Source organism: Paenibacillus mesophilus (genome assembly GCF_005938385.1).
GTDB classification, from domain to species: Bacteria; Bacillota; Bacilli; order Paenibacillales; family NBRC-103111; genus Paenibacillus_AB; species Paenibacillus_AB mesophilus.
In genome coordinates this window covers 288,870-313,130 of sequence record NZ_VCRA01000008.1, presented here as the reverse complement: position 1 = coordinate 313,130, position 24,261 = coordinate 288,870, and the positions used below count along the sequence as shown (strand labels likewise).

16 protein-coding genes are annotated in these 24,261 nt (G+C 53.9%); 15 read left to right on the top strand and 1 reads right to left on the bottom strand.

All coding sequences use genetic code 11. From position 1 onward, the window contains the following. The first annotated feature begins 30 nt into the window (after positions 1 to 30). The 4 genes from FE783_RS17145 (at position 31) to FE783_RS17130 (ending at position 9,628) form a co-directional block, all read left to right on the top strand. Positions 31 to 1,722 carry a carbohydrate binding domain-containing protein gene (locus tag FE783_RS17145; RefSeq protein ID WP_138880598.1) on the top strand — a complete coding sequence of 564 codons (1,692 nt, stop codon included), beginning with the start codon at positions 31 to 33 and terminating at the stop codon, positions 1,720 to 1,722. Positions 1,723 to 1,835: 113 nt separating this feature from the next. Then, on the top strand, positions 1,836 to 3,374 hold the full coding sequence (locus tag FE783_RS38850) for a carbohydrate binding domain-containing protein (RefSeq protein WP_338015868.1): 1,539 nt from the start codon (positions 1,836 to 1,838) through the stop codon (positions 3,372 to 3,374). A 76-nt stretch (positions 3,375 to 3,450) separates the two neighbouring features. Beyond that, positions 3,451 to 5,799, top strand: coding sequence for a family 78 glycoside hydrolase catalytic domain (locus tag FE783_RS17135; RefSeq protein WP_158301871.1), 2,349 nt, complete (start codon positions 3,451 to 3,453; stop codon positions 5,797 to 5,799). Positions 5,800 to 5,977: 178 nt separating this feature from the next. Continuing rightward, the gene (locus FE783_RS17130; RefSeq protein WP_138880595.1) at positions 5,978 to 9,628 is read left to right on the top strand and encodes a heparinase II/III domain-containing protein; all 3,651 of its coding nucleotides are present in this window, start codon (positions 5,978 to 5,980) and stop codon (positions 9,626 to 9,628) included. Between the two features lie 2 nt (positions 9,629 to 9,630). Here the strand turns inward: FE783_RS17130 and FE783_RS17125 are convergent, their stop codons facing one another. Then, on the bottom strand, positions 9,631 to 10,491 hold the full coding sequence (locus FE783_RS17125; protein ID WP_138880594.1) for an AraC family transcriptional regulator: 861 nt from the start codon (positions 10,489 to 10,491) through the stop codon (positions 9,631 to 9,633). 333 nt (positions 10,492 to 10,824) lie between these two features. Here FE783_RS17125 and FE783_RS17120 point away from each other — a divergent pair, with 333 nt between their 5' ends. The 11 genes from FE783_RS17120 (at position 10,825) to FE783_RS17075 (ending at position 23,841) form a co-directional block, all read left to right on the top strand. Continuing rightward, positions 10,825 to 12,153, top strand: coding sequence for an ABC transporter substrate-binding protein (locus FE783_RS17120; protein ID WP_138880593.1), 1,329 nt, complete (start codon positions 10,825 to 10,827; stop codon positions 12,151 to 12,153). Positions 12,154 to 12,180: 27 nt separating this feature from the next. Further along, positions 12,181 to 14,298 carry a hypothetical protein gene (locus FE783_RS17115; protein WP_138880592.1) on the top strand — a complete coding sequence of 706 codons (2,118 nt, stop codon included), beginning with the start codon at positions 12,181 to 12,183 and terminating at the stop codon, positions 14,296 to 14,298. Positions 14,299 to 14,346: 48 nt separating this feature from the next. Next, positions 14,347 to 15,393, top strand: a complete 1,047-nt coding sequence (locus tag FE783_RS17110; RefSeq protein ID WP_138880591.1) for a phosphotriesterase family protein — start codon at positions 14,347 to 14,349, stop codon at positions 15,391 to 15,393. A 16-nt stretch (positions 15,394 to 15,409) separates the two neighbouring features. Continuing rightward, a complete protein-coding gene (locus FE783_RS17105; protein WP_138880590.1) occupies positions 15,410 to 16,195 on the top strand; it encodes an amidohydrolase family protein in 786 nt (261 codons plus the stop codon). After that, on the top strand, positions 16,192 to 17,052 hold the full coding sequence (locus tag FE783_RS17100) for an amidohydrolase family protein (RefSeq protein WP_158301870.1): 861 nt from the start codon (positions 16,192 to 16,194) through the stop codon (positions 17,050 to 17,052). The genes FE783_RS17105 and FE783_RS17100 overlap by 4 nt, the downstream gene beginning before the upstream one ends. Continuing rightward, positions 17,045 to 18,523 carry a hypothetical protein gene (locus FE783_RS17095; RefSeq protein ID WP_138880588.1) on the top strand — a complete coding sequence of 493 codons (1,479 nt, stop codon included), beginning with the start codon at positions 17,045 to 17,047 and terminating at the stop codon, positions 18,521 to 18,523. The genes FE783_RS17100 and FE783_RS17095 overlap by 8 nt, the downstream gene beginning before the upstream one ends. An 18-nt stretch (positions 18,524 to 18,541) precedes the next feature. After that, entirely contained in the window at positions 18,542 to 19,735 is a 1,194-nt protein-coding gene (locus FE783_RS17090; protein WP_158301869.1) for a M24 family metallopeptidase, read from the top strand. A 25-nt stretch (positions 19,736 to 19,760) separates the two neighbouring features. After that, positions 19,761 to 21,836, top strand: coding sequence for a hypothetical protein (locus FE783_RS37610; RefSeq protein WP_158301868.1), 2,076 nt, complete (start codon positions 19,761 to 19,763; stop codon positions 21,834 to 21,836). 32 nt (positions 21,837 to 21,868) lie between these two features. After that, complete coding sequence (locus tag FE783_RS17085; protein ID WP_158301867.1) at positions 21,869 to 22,249, top strand: sensory rhodopsin transducer; 381 nt, start codon at positions 21,869 to 21,871, stop codon at positions 22,247 to 22,249. A 219-nt stretch (positions 22,250 to 22,468) separates the two neighbouring features. Next, the gene (locus FE783_RS17080) at positions 22,469 to 23,143 is read left to right on the top strand and encodes a FadR/GntR family transcriptional regulator (RefSeq protein ID WP_138880585.1); all 675 of its coding nucleotides are present in this window, start codon (positions 22,469 to 22,471) and stop codon (positions 23,141 to 23,143) included. A 14-nt stretch (positions 23,144 to 23,157) separates the two neighbouring features. Next, positions 23,158 to 23,841 carry a FadR/GntR family transcriptional regulator gene (locus tag FE783_RS17075; RefSeq protein ID WP_138880584.1) on the top strand — a complete coding sequence of 228 codons (684 nt, stop codon included), beginning with the start codon at positions 23,158 to 23,160 and terminating at the stop codon, positions 23,839 to 23,841. Positions 23,842 to 24,261: the final 420 nt, after the last annotated feature.

Here is a 24,261-nt window from a genome sequence, read left to right as displayed (position 1 = left end):
CGTAAAACATGGCATATTGGAGGGTTTGGAATGAATGGATTCGATTCATGGCTTGCCAACCTGCGATTGAAGTCCGCAAAGAAAAACATCGCGATCCTATGTCTGTTTGCGCTGCTGTCTCAACTGTTATTGCTGACAGCGGCGACACCGGAAGCAACCGCCCAAAGTATAGGTGACGACGTAATGCAAAACGGAGGTTTTGAACAAACGTCCGGAGGGAAGCCTCTTCCATGGCTGGCGATGGGGGGCTGGAGCAACCCCGAGATCCAGCTTAGTTCCTCGGCGGCGCGTTCGGGTGTGTATGGAATCAAGATCGAGACGGCTCAGACTACCAATCCATGGATCGCGCAAGATGTGATCATTGAGCCGGGTGCGGTCTACGACGTGTCGGTCTGGTTAAAATCGCAGGGAGTAACCGGAAGCGTAGGGGTGAAATTCGAATATTACAAAGGTCAGGCACGCACCCCGGCCAATCGGTTAAGCCAATACGATATGCAGAAAAATATACCTGCCCTCGATTTAACGGGCAATTGGCAAAATTTGCGGTTTGAAGTTACGATTCCGCAAGAGGCCGGGCTTGTCTTGGTATATTTGCGAATGTACGGGACCGGGTCCGTATATCTCGACGATGCTTCCTTCACCCTGCAGAAGCATAAGCCGATGATCGAATTGAAGACGGACCGGATTTTCTATTATTCCGATGCCGAAGAAGGAAGAGTGGAAGCCGCTTTTAACTCGCCTGTCAGCCCGTTGGATCAGATGCATGCGGAAGCACGCATATATAGGGAGTCGACCGGAGTCGTTATTGCGACGTATGCCCATGCCAACGCCTCGCTACCGATGATCTTCCCCTTCGATCCGACGCTGATGGCCAAGGAAGAACCGTACCGGGTAGAGACCCGTCTACTGGACCTTTCAAATACGGTACTGGAAACGGTTACGAATGTGGTGTACCGAATCGACCGTCCGACGATTCTTCGGAACGATGGAACGGTAATGGTGGACGGGAAACCGTTCTTTCCGGTAGCGGCGTATCATGTGCGTCAAACCGATTACCCGTATTTGAATGAAGCGGGGATTAATACCGTACAAGGGATTGTCACGAATAACGCCGATGCGCTGCAGAGCGCGCTTGACGCCGCACAGCAGAACGGCCTGAAGGTTATGGTTCCGCTGTACTACAATATGAAGGTTAAAGAAAATGCGGCGCTGACCGGGCAGTTCGTAACCCGGTTCAAAACCCACCCGGCCGTGCTCGCTTGGATGATTATGGATGAACCGTTCTCGAACGGCAAAACGCTGGAAGAGCTTGCCGAAGCCTACCGGCTGATTCGATCGCTCGATAAGACGCACCCGATCTATATGGTCGAAGCGCTGCCGCCGTATTACGCAACGACAGCCAAAGCGACGGATATTTTGGTGACGGATGTATATACGATCCCGTACGATCCGATCTCCCTGGTAGGCGAACGCACAGCCATGGCCAAGCAAGCGGCTGGAGAAAAGCCCGTCTGGAACGTCCTGCAAGCGATGTACAATCCGCCGAATTGGCCGATTCTGCCGACGATCCAAAAGGTACGCAATGCGGCTTATCAATCGCTGCTGAACGGTCTGCAAGGCGTTATTCGATCAATGAAAATACGTTTCAGCTGCGCAATTCCGAGCTGTGGCCCGCGCTCGTCGGATTCCGGGAGGAACTGGAGCTGTTCGGCCGTCTTGTGACCGAGGGAAGCCGGATTAGTCAAGGCCGGACGGATATTGGCCGCTGGGCCGTGTGGGAGAATGAAGGAGTCCGTTATGCCGCGGCCGTCAATACAAGCGAAGAAAACCGCCAAATGACCATACCGCTTGGAATTACGGGCTATCGCGCACAATTATTGTACGGGGATACGCGCTCGGTGCTGGATGGGCAAAGCGATGGGCTGACAATCAATCTGGGTCCGATGCAAGCGCTTATGTACCGGATTACCCCGTTCGAGAATATGATGTCCGAAGCAATGGCGCTCGCGGTACAAGCTTCGGGGCTTTCTGCGGACGCACAGTGGACTTCCCGCATGAACCAGCTTGAAGTTAAGCTGAACGAGATACGGGACCATTTGATTGGCGCCGATCCCGATCCCGCCGCTGCAGTCCAAACGGCGATTCAGACTTTGCACAAAGTGGAACAATTGTCGAATTGGGCTGATCAGAACGGCAGCGGCACTTCGAAGCCGGACATGTTGGCAGCAATTGAGCGATTAAGAGCGTATCTGGGTCCGATCGCCGCCTCGTATACTCAGAGTGAACTCTATATCGGTAACGGTCAATTGGTCGGACAGGAAGAGTTGAATGAACTTTCCTTCACCTTGCGCAACGGAGCTCAGACGGCACTGCAGAACGTACGGGTAACGCTCAAGTTTCCGGAGGCGTTCGGCCTGGAGCCGGAGACCAGAACCGTTACTCAGCTCGGGAGCGGTCAATCGATTATGGAAACGTTCAGCTTCCGGATCGCGGAGCCGTTATTACAAAAGAGCTATCGGCTGCAAGCCGTAATCGAGTTCGAGTACTCCAACAAACAGGGAGTCCCGATCACGACGGATACGTTCATTTACACTCCTTATACGGATCTGCTGACCGCGAAGAGGGAGCCTGACGTCATCATGGCAAATAAAGGTGGCAGTTACCCGTTTACTCTGAACGTGAAAAACAACGTACCGAGAAGCTTGCAGGTCGGGTTCGAGCCGGTTCTATCGTCGTCCGGCATGAACGTTCAGCTGCCCTCTCCACTGCTGTTGCAGGGGAATCAGCAAGCAACGGTTAACGGTACGGTATATTTGCCGATGAGCGTTACTGATGGGGTATATACGGCAACGATCCAGGTCAAGGCAGACGGGAAAATCGTCCAGTCAATCCCGCTCCAGGTTCGTGTCGATAAAAATAAGCTGACTAATCCGGGCTTCGAGCAGGTTAACGCACAAGGAACAGGTCCCGCCGGCTGGCTGATGCGCAAGGGAAGCTGGGTACAGGACGCCGTCTATGCCGGTCAATATGCGGTTAGTTTGCAGCCCGATGCCGCAAACTCCTGGAATGTCATCAACTCCGACTTGATCGCGATAGAGCCCGGCACCAAGTATGTATGGAAAGGCTGGGCCAAGAACGGCGCTTCCGCCGGCAACGTATCGATCGGACTGAGACAGGTCAGGGAAAACGGTTCATCCACGATTAGCTACACGTGGAAGGAGATCCACTCCGCTTCGGATTGGACGTATTACGAGTTGGAGATCATGCCGGCCTCGACGGCCAAGTACTTGCAGGTATACCTGAAGTCCGATACGAATGTGAACGGTACCGCTTGGTTTGACGATTTGTACGTTGGAGAAATCGCGAACAATTGAGGAAAACGGAGAGTGTGATTGGGGCAGGAAATGGCCTGCCCCTTCCGTTATGGGGTTTAGAAGAGGGAGCGGGAATATGTATCCATTGGATCAATCGATCTGGATGTGGAGCGGCGGAGGCCGTGATGACGTGAAACAATATGTGGAGTTCCGTCACGAGTTTACACTGCCCCGGCAAGTGGAGCATGCAAAGCTGTACCTTTCCGTAGACTCGGAATACGCGGTGTGGGTCAACGGTAGATTTGCGGATGCCGGACAATATGACGACTTTCCGGATCATAAAGCTTACGACTGTTTGCCGATCGGGCCTATGCTGCGGCAGGGGAGAAACGTGTTATGTGTGCTGGCCTATTATCAAGGCGTTAACAGCTTTCAATATATACAAGGCTCACCCGGTCTGATTTATACGCTGGAAATGGAAGAAATGACGATAAGAAGCGGGAGCGATGCGTATTGCCGGCCGTCACCGGCCTATACGTCCGGGCGGATCCCGATGAGCACGGCTCAATTGGGCTTTACGTTCGAATACGATGCAGCCCGCAGCGATAGCTGGATCGGTTTGGAATACCTGATGACAGACGAGTGGAAGCGAGCCGAGACGGGGCGGGCTCCGGAAGAGTATCCGATATGGTATGCGAGGCCGGTTCGTAAGCTGGATGTGAAAGAGCGCTGCGGATCTTATGTGATGACCCAGGGACTATTTAAAAGACAAGCCGAGACGCCGGATGACATAGTGGCGGAATTGATGCAGTGCGATTATTTATCCCATAGGTTGGCCCGATCCTTGATCGACGACGGCGGTTCGCTGAATCTTCCCTCCTCCGGAGGCTTGTCGATCAAACCCGAATCGTTTCAAGAAAACGGCGGCGTTTACCTGGTGTTGGATATGGGGCGGGAACAATGCGGTTTTTTGGAGCTGGAGCTGGACGGAGAGGAGGTCGCCGTTCTCGATATCGCCTATGGCGAACATCTGGACGATCTTCGGGTTCGCGCATCGGTTCGCGGCAAACATTTCGCGACCCGTTACCGGTGCGGAAAAGGGCGGCAAACGTTTACCCATTATATGAAAAGGTGGGCAGGGCGCTACCTGCAGCTTCATATTGGCGGCGTTAAAGAAAAGTTTGTGCTCTATTACGCCGGTCTAAGGCCGGTCGAATATCCGGTTGAACTGAAGGGCGAATTTCTTTGCCCAGACCGGCTTCACCGTCAAATCGAGCAGGTGGCCGTTCGCACCCTTCATCTGTGCATGCACGAGCACTATGAGGATACGCCCTGGCGCGAGCAGGCATTGTACGCCATGGATTCCAGAAATCAGGCTTTATGCGGATATTACTGCTTCGGCGAATACGAATTTCCGGCCGCATCGAATCGGCTTTTCGGCGAAGGGCTTCAAGAGGACGGCTATCTGGAGCTGACTGCGCCGGCGAAGACCCCATTCACGATTCCATCTTTCAGCTTTATATGGATCGTTCAATTAGAGGAACATTTGCTGTACAGCGGAGATATCGAACAAGCAAGAGCGATGAACGGCATCGTTCAGCGGATGATGGAGAAACATACGGCACAACTGCAAAACGGGCTGTTGGTAACTCCGGCAAGCTCCAGCTACTGGAATTTCTATGATTGGGAGCGCGGCTTGAATGGTGCGGGGGCAACTGCACCCGGTTACAAAGGGTTACCCTGCACGAGATTCGATGCGCCGCTGAATCTATTCTTTGCGATGGCACTGGAAGCCGCAGGCGGATTGGCGAACGCCTGCGGGAACTTCATAGCAGCCCGGAGCTATTCGGAAACCGCGAAAAAAGTGAAAGCGGCCATACATGAACATTTTTGGGATTCGACGGCACTCGCTTATCGAACGTATTTAGGGGGAACCGAGGAAGAACATTATGCCGAATTAACTCAATCCCTGGCTCTCTGCGCCAAAGTTTGTCCGGATCCGTCGGCAGCCCAGTTAAGGAAACGGTTATCATGTCCGGACAACGGATGGGTACCCGTTACGCTCAGCTACGCCATATTCAAGTTCAAGGCACTGCTTGACGAACCGGAACGATACGGGCAGATCGTGTTCGATACGATTGCCGACGATTGGGGGCATATGCTGTATCGCGGAGCGACAAGCTTCTGGGAGACGAAGGCCGGAGCCGAGGCGTTCGGGCAGGCCGGGAGCTTGTGCCATGGATGGTCGGGCATCCCCGTTTATTTTTATTATGCTTATATATTGGGGGTCAAGCCGGTGGAGCCCGGTTTCCGGGTATTCCGGGTCGAGCCCGTGACATCGGCGTTTCATCAAGCCGAAGGCAAGATCCCGACACCGTATGGCAATATAAAAGTAGGATGGAGGCAGACGGTTAATGGCCTTGAGATGAATCTGGAGCACCCGGAAGGTACGGTGCGACAGTTAGGGGAGGAAGCTCGCACATAGGCGGCGACCAAGATACGTTTCGCAAAGCCGGCGATATTCGATAAAAGGAAAACGATTCGTAATGAAGCGATAGAACAGAGTAATCGATCTAAACTATTCCGTCTCTACTTGTGATAAGGTTGAGGCATCCTTTACTGCGGAAAGGGTCCGAGCAAATCAAAGGGAGAAGGGAACAAGCTTGCGAAATAAAACCGAATCAGCTGTGACTACGAATTCAATGGACAAGGGGAAAGGAGAAGCGGTTGTAGCGTGCCAGACCGACCGCTGGTCGGTCATTCCCCGGGTTAGTAAGGCACCAACGATCGACGGGCGTCTGGACGATGCGGCATGGACAGAGGCGTCCCGGATGAGCGGCTTCCGAGCGGTCTATATCAATGAACCGGTATGCGCAGACTCGGAGACGGAAATGTGGCTCGCTTGCGATGACAGCCGTTTATTTATCGGCATAGCCGGGAAGTCGCCTGTCGGAGAGCGCGTCGCAGCCGAAAAGATCGATATTGTTATATCTGCGCCGAACCGCCCCGACCGGTATTTCCATATTCCGATCGATATTACCCGAGGGCCGCGCGAGATGATAACGGCTTACGGACATGGCGTGAAGAACTTGGAACGACCGGAGCCTGTCATTTCCGCCTTGCATCGCAAGAACGATGGGTGGACCTTGGAGGTTACGGTGCCGTTAGATGCCGTCATGGAGGCGGCTCCGCAGCCTGGCGGCGAATGGCGGATCAACGTGATCCGCTGCTTCGGACTTGCAGCCCCGAAACCGCTCAGCTCGCTGGTTCCCATACGTCAATCCTCCATCATTGATCTGGGTCCGTTCGCTCCCAGCTATAGCGTGAGAATCGATGCACTGACAGAAGGCAGGATGGGCGGCATGTATTGGCAGCGGCCGCCATTGCGGGACAACGGTCATCGGGTCGAGAAATGGATACCGGCTCAAGCGGTGCTGATCTACAGAGGCTTTACCGAAAAGCGGCTCCATTTGAACGCAGAGGAATTAACCGGACTTGCTTCCGTCAAGTTGATGTGGAGAACGCCGTCGGCCGAACTCGTCGAGATAAACAAGTTTGAGCTCGATGCTGCCGCCGGTACTTTTACATTCCACCATCCGAAGCCGCTGGAGGTCGGCTGGTATGAGCTGCAGTTAACGGTAACGGACCACACGAATCGTGTGCGATTCATGGTGTTATCCTTCGACAGCCAGGCACTCATCGATGCCGGGGAAAGCTTGCACGTTCCGCTCCGGGGTATGGATACGAGAATCGTGGAGGCGGCCCCCCCTTCGGAAGAGGTCAACCGGCTGTTGAAGCTGATCCCGCCGCAGCCCGGCGTTATTTTCGGCGGAGATCCGGAGTGCCCCGAGCTATATGCCGGCGACAAGCGATTCCGATGGGACCCTGACGATCCGTTTGCACTTGTCTCCGTCCGCACAGGCAGACGGTATCCAAACGATCGATTTCCGGAGGATAAATCCTACGTCGTCCATAACCGCAAGGGGGAAGAAGTGCGGGTTCCGTATCGCGAAGACGCGGGAGGCAAGCGTTACTTGATCAAGGCTCTTCTCTGGTACGAACAGAAAATATATGCTTTGAAGCAGACGAGCATACTGGCTAAGAAGGACCCTCTGGGAGCCGCACGATTGTTGAAAGGCTGGGCCGATGCTTACGAGGGCTGGGTGCCAACCAACGATTATCCGTGGGGTTGTTATCCGACAGAAACGAATGCGGGTCCTCCTTACCATTACTGGGGCGGCGTATGGTCCCGCTGGTCGACCTCCGATCTCGGAGAGCTGCGGCATTTGGTGGAAGCGTATGCCGAAGTGAAGAAGACGAACGCGTTCGAGCTGTTAAGCGAGGAGGAGGGCATAGATGTCGACCGCAAAATCGTGGAAGGGATGTTCCGGCCTTCCTTCGAATTTTTCGACAGTTTCCCGAATTGGAACCACAACAACGACTACCACAATTGGATCGGGTTGATCGCGTTAAGCAAGGCTACCGGACACCCGCGTTTCTTTCACCAGGCACTGGAACGCATACAGTCGTTCGTGGCCGAACGGTTTCTGTTTGACGGGTTCTTCAGCGAAGTATGCGCATCTTATCACCTCCAGTCCATAGGGGGGCTTCAGACTGCAATCGACGCCGCCAAAGGATGGTCCGATCCGGCGGGGTACATCTCTCCCCGTACTGGCAGAAGGGTGGACGATTTGGACTTGAAGCGAGAATATCCGGTCATGCAATCGTTCAATCGCGTTATCGAGCACATTACATATCCCGACGGACATTACTTTCCGATTCAGGATACGTGGGCATTCAGCAAATCGAAGACACCTGCCCTGGCCGGACAACCGATGTTCCTTCCCGCCGCCGGCATCGCCAGATTGACGCTCGGCTCGCATGAACGGCAGCTTCAGCTGTACATGAGTTATGTTCCCAAATACGGCCATGACCATCTCGATCCGCTTAATATGGCATTGTTCGCTTGCGGGCAGGAAATGGTACCGGATATCGGTTATACGCATACGCTGTATCGTCAGTGGACGAGATCCACGTTGTGCCACAACACGGTTGTTGTAGACGGCAAGGATATGAACCGGACCAGCGGCGCGAATGGCGGTAATTTGCAGCTGTTCGCAGCGTGCTGTTCCGACGTACAGGTCATGAAGGCTAACCAGGAGAGCGCATATTCGAACCTTCGGGAATACAGCAGGGAAATGTGGCTGATCGGCTTTGGCGGAAGCGGCGAAACGAGCGGCGGCGAAGGCTACGTGGTCGATCTATTCCGGATACAGGGGGGCAGCCGTCACGAGTACACGCTAAATGGGGACGCCAATCGCGATAGCGTCATGGAGTCCAATGTGCCGCTAAAACCGTACGGACCCAATCTGCTCCCCGCTGGAACGCGGGTAACATGGCCGACCGGCGAGCTGGAGCAAGGGGATGCCGAAGGGGAATATTACGGGTATATGTATGTCCAGGACGTACTGAGAGCTGAAATCGCGGACGGCCGCTACGAAGTGACGCTGAAGACGGAGGGTGGCGGCAGGCTGAAATCGATCGGCTTCACCGATTCGGACGCAGAGCTTTTCCTTGGAAAAGCCCTGTCTTTGCGGGCGACCCGTCTGCACGACAAGACGATGGACAACAATGCCGAAGCGGTCCGCTATACGATGCCCAAGCTTGTAGTCCGCAGGGAAGGGACCGATTTGAACAGCCGGTTCGTGCATGTGATGGAGCCGTATCCTGAAGGGAGCAATCCGCGGATTCGGCACGTAGAGCTGCTGCAGCCGGAGCAATCGGTCGAAGGCGATATCGCGATTGCCGTTAGTTATGGCAGCACGACGGATATCATTCTGAGTTCGAATTTCTGGCGGGAACAGCCTATGATCGTAGGCGATATCCGTTTCGCGGGCAGGATCGGCTTTATCCGGATCGAGAACGGCGAGGTCGTCCGGATGCAACTGATCGGCGGCACCTTGCTTCACAAAGGGCGGCATGTCATTCGAGGCGACGGACCTGTGGAAGGGACTATCATTGGCGTGCTGCGAAAGGCGGAAGGAGCCTCCGACGACGCCCTGGTCACTGAGGCAACCGTTCCCGATGATGCAGCGGGTCGCACCGTGATCGTGACGCATCCCGATGGGAGCACGAACGGGTATAGGATCCGGGATATCGTTCGCGAGAGCGGGCGGACGCACCTGCTGCTCGATAGGACCGACCCCGGTTTTGCGATCCGCGATGACGGGAGCTCGGAAATGATGTTTTATCCGTTCAAGAAATGGAGCGGACCGCACCGCTTCCGGATCGACAATATCGAAACGCTGCGATGAGATCATTCGAGCATCGGCGGTTGCGAACGGAATTGGCCGGGAGTCATGCCCATATGCTTTTTGAATGCTTGGCAAAAATAGGAGAAATTCGGATAGCCCGATCGTTCTCCGACCTCTTGTATAGATAAGGCTGTCGTCTGCAGCAGCATGGAGGCTTGCTTCATTCGGCGTATCGTCAAAAAATCGGTAATCGTTTTCCCGGTCGTCTTCTGAAATAAATAGGAGGTATGGTTGGGAGACAGATGAACGACATGGGCAAGCGCCTCCAGCTGAAACTCTTCCTGGTAATACTCGTCAATCCATTTCAAGATGCGCACAACAAACGGGTCCGTCATCGTCTTCTGAACTTCGGCCTCCTTATAGGACTGCCAGAGAGGCTGTATAAAGTGGAAAAACGAAAGCAGAAACAGCGCATTCCGCTCCAGATCGTCGATGACGGGACGCGATTTAAAGCGCAGGTTAAAGTCGCGAATCAAACGATCCAACTGTTCGGGAGCCAGCCGATGCTGGATTTGCAGGACGGAGTCGGAATGACATAAATAATCGTGAAATTTGTATAGGGACGGAAACGGTTTCAAAAACTCCGAGAAATAAGTCGGATTGTATTTGATCAGAGACCGGACATAAGGCTGAGCCGGGCCGACTTCCATCTGCTGATAGTGCGGCTGGAATGGACGGAAGAAGAGCAGGGTGCCGGACTTGACTTCGTGCATCTGCTGCTCGACGATCACTTGTCCGACGCCTTCGTGAATATAAAAAATTTCAACGCCGGGATGGAAGTGAAACACTTCCTTGTACGGCGCGGCCCGCTCCACGACGAGCTGCAGCTCGATCGGACGTCTCAACGTATCCGCAAAAAGCATCTTGATCCACCTGCCTTGCTTGGCTCGTAATTGAACAACATTATAACAGAATCGTAAGAAGCCGACACAATAAAAATGAAGCAATGGGTTGCGAATATCGTCGGACTGAGTGTTATATGGGGAGGAATATCCGGGGAAGGCTTCCGTCAAGCGACGGAGGCCTTCCCTTTCCTTTTAGCAGAGCAACCGTGAAAGACGGATTCGTAATTGAACAACATAGATTCATGCTTGATCCAAACCAGGCAGCCGCAAAACATGGTACGCTTGAATCGTTGAATGTCCGAACCATAGCACGGCAGCGACATTCCGAAATGAACGACAGGGGGAAAGGATATGGTCAAAAAAACGGTGCATTGCGGCTTAGCCGCCATTCTTCTAGGAACCGTCCTGACGGCTTGCTCGGGCGGACAATCGGACAGCGGCGGCCCAAGCGAGAAGAAACCGCCCGCAGAGAAAGCGGCGGAGAAAAAAGAACCGGTGGAGCTCGTCTTCTACATCACATCGAGCGGCTGGTCGGAAGAACGGTTCATGGAGGAGTACGGAAATGCCATAGTGGCGAAATTCCCTTACATGAAACTGAAATTCATACCGGCGGGCAAAGGAACAACGATCCCCGAATTAATCGCCGGCGGAACGATTATCGATGTTGTCATATCTTCGGTCGGTCTGACTCAGGCACAAATCTTGGACAACAACCTGCAGTACGATATTACGGGCTTGATTCAGAAAAATAAAATCGATTTGACCCGATTCGAGCCTACGACGCTTGAACTGATCCGGCTCTTCTCCAACGGAGGCTTATACGGGATGCCTCTTAACAATACGGTCGGACTGCTGACCTACAATAAAGATTTGTTCGATAAGTTCGGGGTCCCTTATCCGAAGGATGGAATGACCTGGGATGAAACATACGAGCTGGCCAAAAGGATGACTCGCGTCGAGAACGGGGTGCAATACAGAGGATTCATCTCCTCGGTCGCCCATTTGTCGCAGATCAACCAATTCTCGGTCGCTTACGTCGATCCGAAGACAGACAAGGCATTATTCGATCTCGATGACAATTGGAAGCGGTTTACGGCTGATCTTGCCCGGTTTTATCAGATCCCCGGCAACGAGGTGGATTCGAAGACTGTCAGTTTGACCGAACAATACAAGGCATTCACGGAAACCCGCACCGTCGCGATGATGGCCCATATTGGTACACCGGGCGCGGAATTCCAAGCGAACTGGGACATGGTGACCATGCCGGAGTACAAAGAACGGCCCGGCTACGGTCCGCAGCCGTATCCGACTTATTCGTTCGTCACCGCGTCGAGCAAGCATAAGGATGACGCCTTTGACGCCGTCGCCTTTCTGGCCTCGGAGCCATTCCAGACAACCCTGTCGAAAAGAGGGCTCATGTCCGTGCTGACCAGCAAAGCGGTGCGGGACGTATACGGGCAGGAAACGGACTATTTGAAAGGCAAAAACATTATGGCGCGTTATCCGAAGAAGCTCGCATCCCCCATGCCGGTGACACCTTATGACGCAATAGCCAAATCGAAGTGGGCGGCGCAAATGGATAAGCTGATTCAGGGGTCGATCGATGTGAATACGGCGCTGAGAGCGGCGGCGGAAGAGACGAACAAGGCGATAGAAGCCGAGAAGGCGAAGAAAAAATAGGTTGAGTCGATTTGGAGGAAATGGCTGATGAATCGCGCACGGCAAGATCATGAAATGTTCATATGGACCCCGCTGATCGGTTTCGATAAAGAGCGGGAGGACAAAGGGGTGGCGGACTATTACTCGACAATCGGGTTCCAGCCGGACGGCATCTCCTTATTCCTGTTCTGCCCGGACATTGTCCATCACCACGAAGGCATGGAGCGGGAACGCATTCTTCCGCCGGACAACTGCAATTATTACGGGAACGTACGCAACGAAATACGGGATATCCAGCAATGGACCAATTTCGAGCTGAAGGAGCTCGTGGCGGGGCTGGAAGATCGCGGCGCCGAGACGTACATGGGCATTATGGGCGTGTACGTCGATAATGATCCCCGGCATCCGAGCCACTATAATACGGGACATCGCGAATGGCTTTCCGACCATAAGGAGCTTATGGGGGTATGGACGAACGGCACCGCGAGCCTGAATGTGCTAAAGAGGTTCAAAGACGGCACGTATTACGAAGACTTCTTCCTCGCTAAGCTTCAGCAGGCGCTGAAGGACTATGGTTTCTCGGGCTTGCACGTGGCCGACAATTTCTGCCCGCCCGGCTCCGGCGGCTCCGCGAAAAACGGCGATTACTCCGACGATATGATCGATCAGTTCACCGCTTATACCGGCATTTCGCTCCCGGAAGAGATCTGTGCCCCGGTCGATGATCGGGACCGCGACGGCATCAAGAAACGCGGAACATATATCTGGAACCGGTACAAGCAGGAGTGGCTCGAGTTCTTGACATGGCGATGGGCGGCTTTCTGGGAGAAAATATGTCGGGGATTGCACGAGGACGGCAAGAAGGTCATCGTCAACAATGCGTGGTGCAGCGAGCCGTTCGAGGCCATATACCGGTACGGGATCGACTACAAGAAGCTGTATGAGGCCGGAGTGGATTACATCGCCGCCGAATCGGTTGCGACAAGCGTGCATATGGCCAGGGAAATAGGACCTTTTCGTCTGTACAACTATATGACGATGCCGTCATTCATGAAGGCTTACGTTCCCGAAGGCAAATTGATTTGTTTAAACGGCGTGAAGGATTCGACGGAGGAATGGAGTACCGTGGGCCACTTCGCATCCAGTGTGGAGCGGGAAATTTATTCGCTGACCCATTATTTCGTGCATACGCGGGACGGGTTGAGACGTTCGATGGATGGCTTTCTCGTCTGCTTGGGTGACGGACTTACGCGCGAGGAATGGGATTGGCTGAGAGAACGTTGGGAAATCGGGTTTGCCGAGCTTCCGCAGAACGTATTGACTCCTACGTTCATCTGGTCGGATCATGCGTTTCACAAGCTGCTTCCCGACTATATTGCGACAAAGCGGTGGTCGATGCACAAAACGATATACGAATTTGCCAAAGCCGGCGGCCAGATCGGGGCCGTTGCCCGCATCGAGGAGCTGGACATCGTAAGCGGTCCGATTTTCATTCCGAATATCGATTTGATGTCCGAAGCGGAGATCGAGACGATTTCGACTTACGACCGCGGTCCGATTATTTGCACGAGTCTAGCCGACCGGCGCTTTCGGATGCCGGGTTCCCTTGTGCCCGACATCTCCTTCCAAGATCCGCTCGCCGACTTCAAAATGAACATTTTCGGTTATCGGATGGACTATATCGACTATGCCGATATTACGGCGAGCTTGGGTGAGGACGACGGCAGTCCGGATGTGGCGGGAGAGCCGCGTTATGCGGAAGATCCGGGAATATGGCGAATGGATCTCGTTTACCGCAAAGCATCGACCGGCTTCGTCAAGGCGTGCGGAAAGCTGCTGCGGTCGGCCTACGCAAGCAAGCTCACCGCCGACATCGAGCATCCGCTTCTTCCGATGAGAATGGGGGACGGACGGATTCGGCTGCTGATCGGCAACGACAATCGGCTGCAATACCGGCTGCCCGTCGTTCGGACGAAACGAGCCGTTAAGCGCGTCGTCAGCAAAAGCAAATTTCCGGCGCTCCCCTCCAAGCTGGTCGATACGGAGGGCAGGACGATCATTCCGAGGTCCGACGGGTCTCACGAGTCCATCCGCTCAGGAGGATTTATCGCCAAAATTCCGCCAGGCGGGATGACCATCTTCGACGTTACGCTGGACGATGCCTGACTAGGGAATAGGCATCAAATAAATTTGTAAGTTAGGAGGCAACGTGGCATGTCCATCATGACCGTAACCGGTGAAGTGAGCTCGGACAGCTTGGGAATCGTGCTGCCGCATGAGCATGCCTTTATCGATCTAAGGCCGCTCGTACCGGCTCCCCGAACGATATCGGACAAAGCGTCGGCGAAGGAGGAAGTTTCGCTCGCAAATTTGGGCAGACTGCTGCGCAATCCGTATGCGGTACTGGACAATGCCGTACTGGATAATGAATCGGTCATCCAGGAGGAGCTGCTGGAGTTCAAAAAGGCCGGGGGGAAGACGATAGTCGACCTGACGCTGCGCGATATCGGCAGAGATCCCGTTCTGCTTGCCCGGTTGTCCAGGTCGCTTGATCTAAACATTGTCGCCGGCTGCGGCTATTATATCCGACAGTCCCATCCAGCGGACATGGACGAGAAGACGGTCGATTCGATAGCGGAGGAGATGCTCCGTGACATTCGGCACGGTATCGACGGGACGACGATCAAAGCCGGCGTAATCGGCGAGATCGGAACGAGCGACATCATTTACCCGAACGAACGCAAAACATTGATCGCCGCCGCGGCCGTGCAGAAGGAGACGGGGCTCGGTCTTCACGTGCATACCGATCTGTGGGCGACGAACGGATACGAGGTCGTAACCATCCTGACCCGGAATGGCGCCGACCCGGAGAAAATATGCATCAACCATATCGATGTCGACCTGAAGCCGGACTATATGAAGGATTTGCTGAACAAAGGCGTCTATATCGAGTTCGACAACTTCGGCAAAGAATTTTATGCCGACCGCAGACACCGGAGCGTGCTGAGAGGCATTTTTGCAAGAGACATCGATCGGGTCAGGACCATCAAGCATTTGATCGATTGCGGCTTCGTATCGCGGCTGTTGATCTCGAACGACGTTTGCCTGAAAACGTGTTTGCACCGGTATGGCGGGTGGGGCTACGACCATGTCGTTACGAATATTGTGCCGATGATGGAGGGTGAAGGGATATCGCCCGAGCACATCCGGACGCTGCTGTGCGACAATCCCGCCGCTTTTCTGGATAACGGCGCAAAGTGAGCGAAGGAGGCGTGGTATGAAAATAATCGATTGCAACTGCGCGATCGGATACCGGACCGTCAATTACGAAGTTGTCAACCACGAGCATTTCTTCGTGAGGGAGCGGGTCGATCAGGCGAGGGATGCGGAGCAGCTGCTGGAGCAGCTCGATTATTGCGGTATCGATGGGGCGGTCGTCTATCACAATGCGATGATCGACGTATCCCCCGAAACAGGCAATAGCCGCATAATGGAGGAGGTCGGGAAGGCGGAAGGCAGGCTGATTCCGACATGGACGATATTACCGCCGATTACCGATGCGGATTTTGCTCCAGAGCCGTTGTTCCGCCGCATGAAAGCGAGCGGAGTTCGCATGCTGCGGGCTTATCCGGAGCGGAACCGGTATTTGCTGAACGCCGTCACGATGGGGGAGCTCGTGCAGGAAATCGCCTCGGCCCGAATTCCGTTATATTTGTCTCCAAGCACAGGCTGGCAGCACGTATACGACATCCTGCAGCAGTACCCGGAGCTGACGGTCATTATACACAATTACGGGTTGTGGAGCGCGAACCGGTTTCTGTATCCGCTGCTCCGGGCGTACCCGAACGTTATAATCGAGAGCGGCGATATGCAGACGGCGGGAGAAATCAAAGACATATGCGGCAAATTCGGCTCGGAGAAAATCGTGTTCGGATCGGATTATCCAAGCAACCATATGGGAGGCCCGCTGGCGGCTCTCCTTGGTGCGGACATCGGCCCGGACGAATTGGCCAACATCACGCATCGCAATATAGAACGCTTATGGAACGAGGTGCGGCTATGAGCGGGATTCGGATTCCGATGAAAAATCCGTCCAAGCTGGCCCGGGAGTTCGCGGAGACCGGCAGACTGAGCAGCATTTCCATCATCGACATGCACACCCATATGGGTCCTTTCTATGGAGCGTACTTGCCGGAAGCGAGTCTGGAGTCGATGATCGGCACGATGGACCGGGAGAATATCGAGTGGATCATCTCTGCTCCTCACAGCGCTTTGTTCGATCCGATCGCCGGAAATGAGGAGATCGTGCAGGCAATGACCAAGTATCCGGATCGAATATATGGTTATTGCACGATCAACCCGAATTATGCCGACAGCCCGGAAAAGTACCTGGACGCTTTTGACCAAAGCGATGGATTCGTTGGCTTCAAATTTCTTCCGGACTATCACAAATATCCGCTGAACGGTGACAAGTACCGGCCGTTCTACGAGTTCGCCAACGAGCGCAACCTGCTGCTGCTGTCCCATACATGGGGACATAGTCCGTATAATCCTCCGCAAATGATCGCGGATCTGGCGCGGCGCTACGACAGCATTACGTTCCTGCTCGGACACTCGGCTCCCGGCGAATGCGATTATGCGATCGAAATTGCGGCTTCTTTGCCGAACGTTTATTTGGATCTGTGCGATACGCATCGGTTAAGCGGCATGGTCCGGAAAATGGTTCGGGCGGCGTCCTCGGAGAAGGTGCTGTTCGGGACGGATTACCCGTGGTATGACCCGCATTACGGCTTGGGCAGCGTGCTGTTCTCCGGAATCGACGATGACGACATAAGCAATATCATTCACCATAATGCCGTTCGTCTGCTGAATGGCGTCATGAAATCAAGAAACGGGAAGGGTTGGAAGCGGAATGAATGAAGTCATACAGTCTTTCGAGGTTGCCGAGGGAACGGAATTCGGGGACCTGATCGGCAAGAGAGCGGAACGGAAGCCGCTCAAAATCGGATTGATCACGGTCGGCTTCTTCGAGTATTGGAGAATGTTCCCAAACAGTCTGAAGGCGGATGTATTGCACAATATGACGCTGGTTTGCGGCAAACTGCGCAGTCATCTCGGCAATGTCGTCTGGCCGGGGCTGATCGATACGCTGGATTCGGCCGAAGAAGCGGGCCAGGCTCTCGAGAGGGAAAGAGTGGACCTGATCGTTTACGTTGCTGGCACGTATTGTCCCGATTATATGGCCATTCAGGCTCTCTCGCATGTCAGGAACGTACCGGTTGTCATGTTTAATACACAAGCGGAGAATACGATCAAGCTTGACGGTAACTACGAGCACATTCTGTGCAATAGCGGCTTGATCGCCAATCTGCAATTGGCCGCTACGTTCCGCAAGATGGGCTGGTACGAAGATTTGAAGGTGGTCGTAGGGACGCTTGAGGAAGAGGCCGTTTATGAGGAAATCGGCAAGTACGTCCGCGCTTATGAGACTTATTCGAGCCTAAAGAGCATGAATATCGGCGTAGTCGGGCATGTGTTCAGGGGCATGTACGATTTCGAATACGACAAGACGACGGTCAAAGGAAAGCTGGGGCCGAACGTCATCTCGATACAGGTTGAGCATCTGCTTCGGCAGTTCCGGGAAGCGTCGGACGAAGACATCCGGGACGTGATCGAGTCGACGAAAGGCCGCTTCCATATCGTCGGTCTGGGCGAAGACGATCTATGGCGTTCGGCGAAATTTTATGTCGCCTTGAAGCGCACGATGGAACGGTTCCGGCTCGATGCCCTCACGCTGCTCGGCCAGCATTATACCGAAGAGAAGACGGGGACGACACCTTATTTGGCCAATACGATGCTGCATGAAGAGGGCGACTACGTAGTCAATACCGAAGGGGACATTCACGGTCTGATCATGATGTGCATCATGAACCGTCTGACCGGGCGGACGCCGACTTTCGCCGAGTGGGGAGAGTACGACGAGCAGCTGAACGCGATCCTGATGGTGCATCACGGATATGCCGATACGGATTATGCGACCGACCGGAGCACGATCAAAGTGAACCGCTCCCCCGAACAATGGGGCTTGAAAGGGCAAGGCTTCGGCTTTGAATATACGTTGAAGGAGGGTGTCGTGACACTCGGACATCTGATCGCCGATACGGAAGGCTACAAGATGCTGATCGTCCGGGGACGGGCGTTGCCTATACCGGCCAACATTCCTTGCGAAGAGATTACGGCCGTCGTTCAGCTCGAGAAGCCGGTGAAGTCGTTCCTCAAGGAATTGATCAAGGAAGGCTTCGCCCATCACTGCATCATCGCCTATGGCGATTTGACCGAAGAGCTGAGCCAGATTGCCTCCTTTATGAAGATTCGAACCTGCATGTACTGAATGAGAGGAGCGAATACGATGACTGCCATCCCGGCCGAACAATTTGCAGCAAGAGCGGAGAAGCTGAAGCAACTGATGCGGGAGAACGATATCCAGGCATGCTTGATCTACGGGGACGAGTACCGGAAAGAAAATTTACGATATATAAGCAACTATTGGCCCTTATTCGAAAGAGGAGCCGCCATAGTCCCTCTAGCCGGCGATCCGATCGTCATAGCAGCTCCGGAGGGAGACCAGCTTTGCCGCGAGATGAGCGCGTGGCGGGACGTCAGGCTTCTTCCCGAATTTACATGCGTAACGGTGCCGGACCCCATCGACTACCCTTTCGCGCACTATACGAGCCTGAAACATATTTTCCGCGAACTGAACGGGGCGCAAACGCACAGATTGAAGCGAGTCGGGATCGTCGGAATCGATGCGATGCCGCGAAGCTTGCTTGAAGCCATTGAAAGCAGTCTCGAGGGGATCGAAGTCGTGGATGCGGGAGAGCTATTGTTCAAGCTGAGAATGAGCAAGAGCGAGCATGAGGTCGCTTGTTTGAAACGAGCGGCGGCGATCGCCGATGCCGGATACAGGCTTATGATGGAGCAAGCAAGGCCGGGCATGACCGAGCTCGAGCTGGCCGCGATCGCCTATGGGGAATGCACGAGGCGGGGAGCGGAACATATCCCGTTTATCGTTCTGATGAGCGGGAAGAGAGTGGATACGATTATCGGAAGGCCTACGATGAAGATGATCGAGGACGGCGATATGATTATGGCCGCCATTGCCGTGCAGGTTGAAGGCTATGTGTCCACAGTCGGTTTCCCCTTTGTAGCCGGCAAGATGAGCGAGGGACAACGGGAATTTATCGGTACGCTCGTCGAAGCGGAACGGATCGCGCTGTCCAAGCTGAAGGCCGGGGCGAGACAAGGGGAGCTGGTTGGCGCGGTGAAATCGTATTTTGCCGACAAAGGCGTTACCGAATACGACTTGTATCCGCCGCTGCATGGATGCGGGCTCGCCGAGGCTGAATCGCCTTATCCGGACGAGCATTCCGAAGCGAGATTCGAGGTCGGCATGACGGTGAATACAGATGTAAGCTTGTTCGGGCATCCGCACGGCTCGAACCGGATCGAAGAAAGCTTGATCGTAACGGAGGCCGGGTATGAGCCGATGTCCGGGCTTGTCCGGGAACTAAGCGCCAAGTGGCAAGCAAATTCCGGAAAATGATAATGAACAATAGGGAGGGATATAAATGACCGAAGAAACAGGGGCAAGTACGGAGTCGGGAGAGCGTTCGACGGAGGAGCGGATGAACGCGATCCTCACCCGCAGAAAGCTGCTGGCTTCACTTGGCATAACGGGGGCCGCATTCGCGGCCGCCGGGCTTCTGCCCGGGGGGATGCGGGAGGCAGCCGGACAAAGCGGCAGCGTCGGGAAGTCCGTCTACGGAAACGGTGACCCCCACTGCGATCATTGCGTTCGGGATACCACGTTGGAGGAGTTGAGAGGGCTACCGAATACCGCCCATGGATTCGTGTTCTATGTGACCGATGCGGGGCAAGACGGACATTTCTATTATGATCCGAACGATACGACATCGGTCGACGATACGGGGGCCGTCGTCGTCTCGAGCACGGGCCAGCGGTTCAAGCGGATCATGCCCGACGGGACGGTTAACGTGAAGTGGTTCGGTGCGGCGGGCGACGGTACTACGAATGATGCCGCTTCGATTGCTCGGGCGATCGCTTACGCCCAGTCCGTCGCCTCGGCCGTACGCAAGCCGACGCTATATTTTCCGGCTGCGACGGGTTACGCGGTGGAATCGACGGTGACCGTTCCCGCCAATATCCATGTGATGATGGAAGCCCCCTTAATCTACACGGGAACCGCGAATCTTGTTTGTCTGGAGGTAGGCGGCATCGCCGCGATCAACTCGCTCTTGGATTTGAAGCTGAATGTGCAGCGCGCCGTCCAGGCGGACTGGCTCAACGAGGACTGTGTCGGCATCCGTCTGATCAATTGCTACAGCTCCGACATTCATATCGTCGAAGCGAGAGGATTTACGATCGGCGTCCAGTGCCTGGGTGCTTCGGCTGGATTCGTATATAACGAAGTCCATTTAGGCGCACTGACCAACAACAAAATCGCGATCGATCTGACGAACCGCAATGCGGGAGGGGGCGTTGGCTGGTGCAACGAGAACGTGTTCCTGAACGGAAGGATCTGGTGCGCGACTGGGGCGAACCCAGGCAAAGGCCGCATCGGCGTGCGGATTACGTCGCAGGACGGGACTTATGTCAATAACAACAATAACGTGTTCTACAAACCGAGCTTCGAGCTGAGCGCGATCAAGGCGAGTCCGCAGGAGGCGCTGCCGGTTCTGATCGAGCATGGAAGTATGAATTTCTTTATGGACATTCGCAATGAAGGCAACAGTCCCGTCACGATCCGAACGAAGAACCAATCGAATGCGAACGAGCTGCAAGCCGGATACGGTAGCGCGAAAGCGGACGATTTGTCGCAATATCCGTCGACCGCGGTCCGGTCCCGGCTCGGCAGGCTGGTCGAATTCAGTGCCCTGATCTTTACATCCGGGCCGCTGCATCGTAAAGCTTGCTATTACGACGGAAGCACGACCGTCCACATTCCGGGAATCGGCTTCGGCTCGTTTCAAACCGCGGACGTATATCCCGCCTACAGGCTCGGTTTGCATCCGGATTATGTACACGTCTCGGCTTCGACATTCGGGGCACTAGGCGTGTTCATCGAGACATCGAAGTGCAAAAGATTCGTCGTCAAGCAAGACAGCGAGCCGGGTTACGGAGGCCGCATCCATATCGTCTGCTACGATGCTTCCGGGCAAATCTTGATGCACCCGGGGGGCACGAACCCCGAGCCGTATGTCAAAACCTATGTGAACCGTACTGTTTTCTGGAGAGGATATTTCGGCGGAAGCTACTCGACCGGCAGTGACAGCCCGGAAGATCTGTATTTCTCCGTAAGCGATGCGGTCAAGAAGGTGAGGGTGTTGTTCTGGAGAGGTTCGGCCGATTTGCGGATTCGCTCGTTTTCCCTGTATGCCTTAGACAAATATTCGCCCGCAGTCTGGTCCGGCCATGACGAGCCCGCCGGCGAGCTGAATATCGGGATTGCCGCTCCGAGCGTGGGGGAATGGGTCAAAGGCAAAGTTGTGGTGAACGCCAACCCGGCGATCGTAATCGGTGCGGGCGGGCCCTATATCGTATCGGAATGGCGGAAATTGACGACGGGCAGCTCCAATGTACTGGGAACGGATTGGTTGGAGCTGCGTACCCCAGTCGGTCCGTGATGGAGACGGATTCAGAAATACGGGAGGATGCGATGAGCAATAAACAAGGAGCAAGAAATTGGTATATCGTGGACGGCTATATGCCCTACAAAGGCAAAATTGACGAGGCCGGCTTCGAAGGCCATGAGGCGGTCATGATCTTGAACTGCCAAGACGCGGATGCGGAAGTCGTCATGGATATTTATTACGAGGATAAGGAGCCGGATCAAAATATCCCGATTGCGGTTCCCGCCAGGAGAGTAAAATGCCTTCGCATGGACGACCCGAACGATACTGGCGGTATCGTACTGGATAGACAAAAGCAATATTCGTTACGGTTCCGAAGCGATATCGAGGTCATTATCCAGTACGGAAGAATGGATATCGCCCAGCCGAATTTGGCTTACATAGGCATGATGGGATATTCGGAGTAATGATTTGCCGCTGCGGCGGTCGAAGCGTTAAATGCGCGTCGGCCGGCTGCAGCCGGCATCGGTTCGGGTACGGTGGAATTAGTATTGAGTTGAGAATTGAATTGACAAATCTTTTGACCGCGTTTACACTAAAGCTGCTGTTACACCAAAGTTTATTTTTCACTCTACCAAACCGGTCAGACCATATGACTTTTACTGAATTTATAGGCGGGAGAGTAAATGGAAAGTATCAAAAAAGAGACGCTTTCCCACATGGTCAGCGATCGCATGAAACAGTTCATTGAAGAACAGCAGCTAAACCCCGGCGATAAATTACCGTCGGAAAAAGAACTGATACAACGTTTCTCCGTCAGCAGAACCGTCATTCGTGAGGCCTTAAAGTCGCTGGAAATCATCGAGATCATCGAAATCAAGCCCGGTGACGGCATTTATGTGAAGGATCAGTCCCTACGGAACATTACGGGCCATATTTCCTCCCAACTGAAACGAAATAAAGAGAAGATGAACGATTTATTGGAAGTCCGAAGATATTTGGAGTTAAACGCCATTGAAATGACGATCTTGCGCAGCGACGAGCAGCTCTTGAAGCGATTGGAGTTCTGGATTGACCAAATGGAAATGAAGATCAGTATGGGCGAGCCGCCTATCGAGGAAGATCTCCAGTTTCACCGATCGCTCTTCTTGGCTACGGGAAACAAGATTTTTGCCGAACTGAGCGAGTTTCTGTACGAATTTTTCCATGATATCCGCAAAGAAAGATTCGAGCTTCTCGGCAACAGCCGAATATCTTTGCAGGAGCATAAGGAAATTTATCAATGCATGCTGAATAAGGACATCACCGGGGCCAAAACCGGCATGTTAAAGCATTTGCAAGTTCTTGACCAGTACGTTTAGCGAAAGGGGACCTCATGCAGTCTATTACGGAAACGGACCGGTATAGCTTAAGTCAAATCGTTTGTCAGAAAATTAAAAGATACATAATTGAAAATCAGTTAAAGCCGGGGGCCAAGATCCCTTCGGAGAGAGATTTGGTCAAAATATTGCAAGTAAGCCGGACGGTCATCCGGGAGGCGTTAAGCTCGCTCGAGATGATCGGCTTCGTACATATTCGACATGGCGAAGGAGTTTTTATCCGTGAGCCGAATTTGTCCCCAGTCTCCGAACAGCTGCTTTTCCATTGGGAAACGAATAATTTGAAACTATCGGAACTGTTGGAGTTAAGAATAACGCTTGAGCTTGCTGCGATAGAGAAGGCCATACAAGCGGGAACGGATGAAGAATTCAAAGAGCTTGAAAGCCTATGTGACGAACTGAACCGGGATGGTCATATTCCTGAGCGGTTCATCAGCCTAAACATGGCTTTCCACCGCGCGCTTGTCCGATTCTCGCACAACACCCTCTATATTCAATTGGCGGAGATCATTGAAAGTTTCTTCACCAAGCTGGAAAGGCTCGTTCTGAAGACCGACAGCCTGGAGGCAGCGATTCAGGGCCATATTGAGGTGTTGAACACCCTTCGCAGCCGGGATGCAATCGCCGCACGAAGAAGTTTAAAGCTTCTATTAGATAGCATGCGACTGATAGAGAAGTGACCTGCCCATAGTTTTCTGAAGAGTGCTTTCACGAATGCGAAGGGGGTGGTGCTCCATAACGTATCGCAGACAACTGGACAGACCATATTATGTAAAAAAAATGCCATTCCTGCTTGGAGTGGTTGGCGGAGCATTATCGGTCAGACCCTATTATTTGACGTCGAAAAGGTGGGCATTACACAATCGGAAAGGAAGGAGGACGCCATAAGTACGCGCATGCAAGAAGAAAATGACAACCTGGGTGATGCGACAAGAAACCGAGGAGAACCGGTTTATTTGGGTAAAGCTTTTGGTCCGGAAAGCTGCGCCGTGTTGTTGCCGGACGAGAGACTCCAAAGACGGCGGCGTTACTTGGGAGGAACAGGCGAAGGAGTTTGTTACCCCTCCGGTTCGGTTTCCGCATCCGGACAGTCTGCCCGT

Bases quoted from the DNA above. Each gene is read 5' to 3' on its own strand.
- FE783_RS17145 (WP_138880598.1), top strand. From the start codon at position 31: ATGAATGGATTCGATTCATGGCTTGCCAACCTGCGATTGAAGTCCGCA.
- FE783_RS38850 (WP_338015868.1), top strand. From the start codon at position 1,836: ATGACCATACCGCTTGGAATTACGGGCTATCGCGCACAATTATTGTAC.
- FE783_RS17135 (WP_158301871.1), top strand. From the start codon at position 3,451: ATGTATCCATTGGATCAATCGATCTGGATGTGGAGCGGCGGAGGCCGT.
- FE783_RS17125 (WP_138880594.1), bottom strand. From the start codon at position 10,491: ATGCTTTTTGCGGATACGTTGAGACGTCCGATCGAGCTGCAGCTCGTC.
- FE783_RS17120 (WP_138880593.1), top strand. From the start codon at position 10,825: ATGGTCAAAAAAACGGTGCATTGCGGCTTAGCCGCCATTCTTCTAGGA.
- FE783_RS17115 (WP_138880592.1), top strand. From the start codon at position 12,181: ATGAATCGCGCACGGCAAGATCATGAAATGTTCATATGGACCCCGCTG.
- FE783_RS17110 (WP_138880591.1), top strand. From the start codon at position 14,347: ATGTCCATCATGACCGTAACCGGTGAAGTGAGCTCGGACAGCTTGGGA.
- FE783_RS17105 (WP_138880590.1), top strand. From the start codon at position 15,410: ATGAAAATAATCGATTGCAACTGCGCGATCGGATACCGGACCGTCAAT.
- FE783_RS17100 (WP_158301870.1), top strand. From the start codon at position 16,192: ATGAGCGGGATTCGGATTCCGATGAAAAATCCGTCCAAGCTGGCCCGG.
- FE783_RS17095 (WP_138880588.1), top strand. From the start codon at position 17,045: ATGAATGAAGTCATACAGTCTTTCGAGGTTGCCGAGGGAACGGAATTC.
- FE783_RS17090 (WP_158301869.1), top strand. From the start codon at position 18,542: ATGACTGCCATCCCGGCCGAACAATTTGCAGCAAGAGCGGAGAAGCTG.
- FE783_RS37610 (WP_158301868.1), top strand. From the start codon at position 19,761: ATGACCGAAGAAACAGGGGCAAGTACGGAGTCGGGAGAGCGTTCGACG.
- FE783_RS17085 (WP_158301867.1), top strand. From the start codon at position 21,869: ATGAGCAATAAACAAGGAGCAAGAAATTGGTATATCGTGGACGGCTAT.
- FE783_RS17080 (WP_138880585.1), top strand. From the start codon at position 22,469: ATGGAAAGTATCAAAAAAGAGACGCTTTCCCACATGGTCAGCGATCGC.
- FE783_RS17075 (WP_138880584.1), top strand. From the start codon at position 23,158: ATGCAGTCTATTACGGAAACGGACCGGTATAGCTTAAGTCAAATCGTT.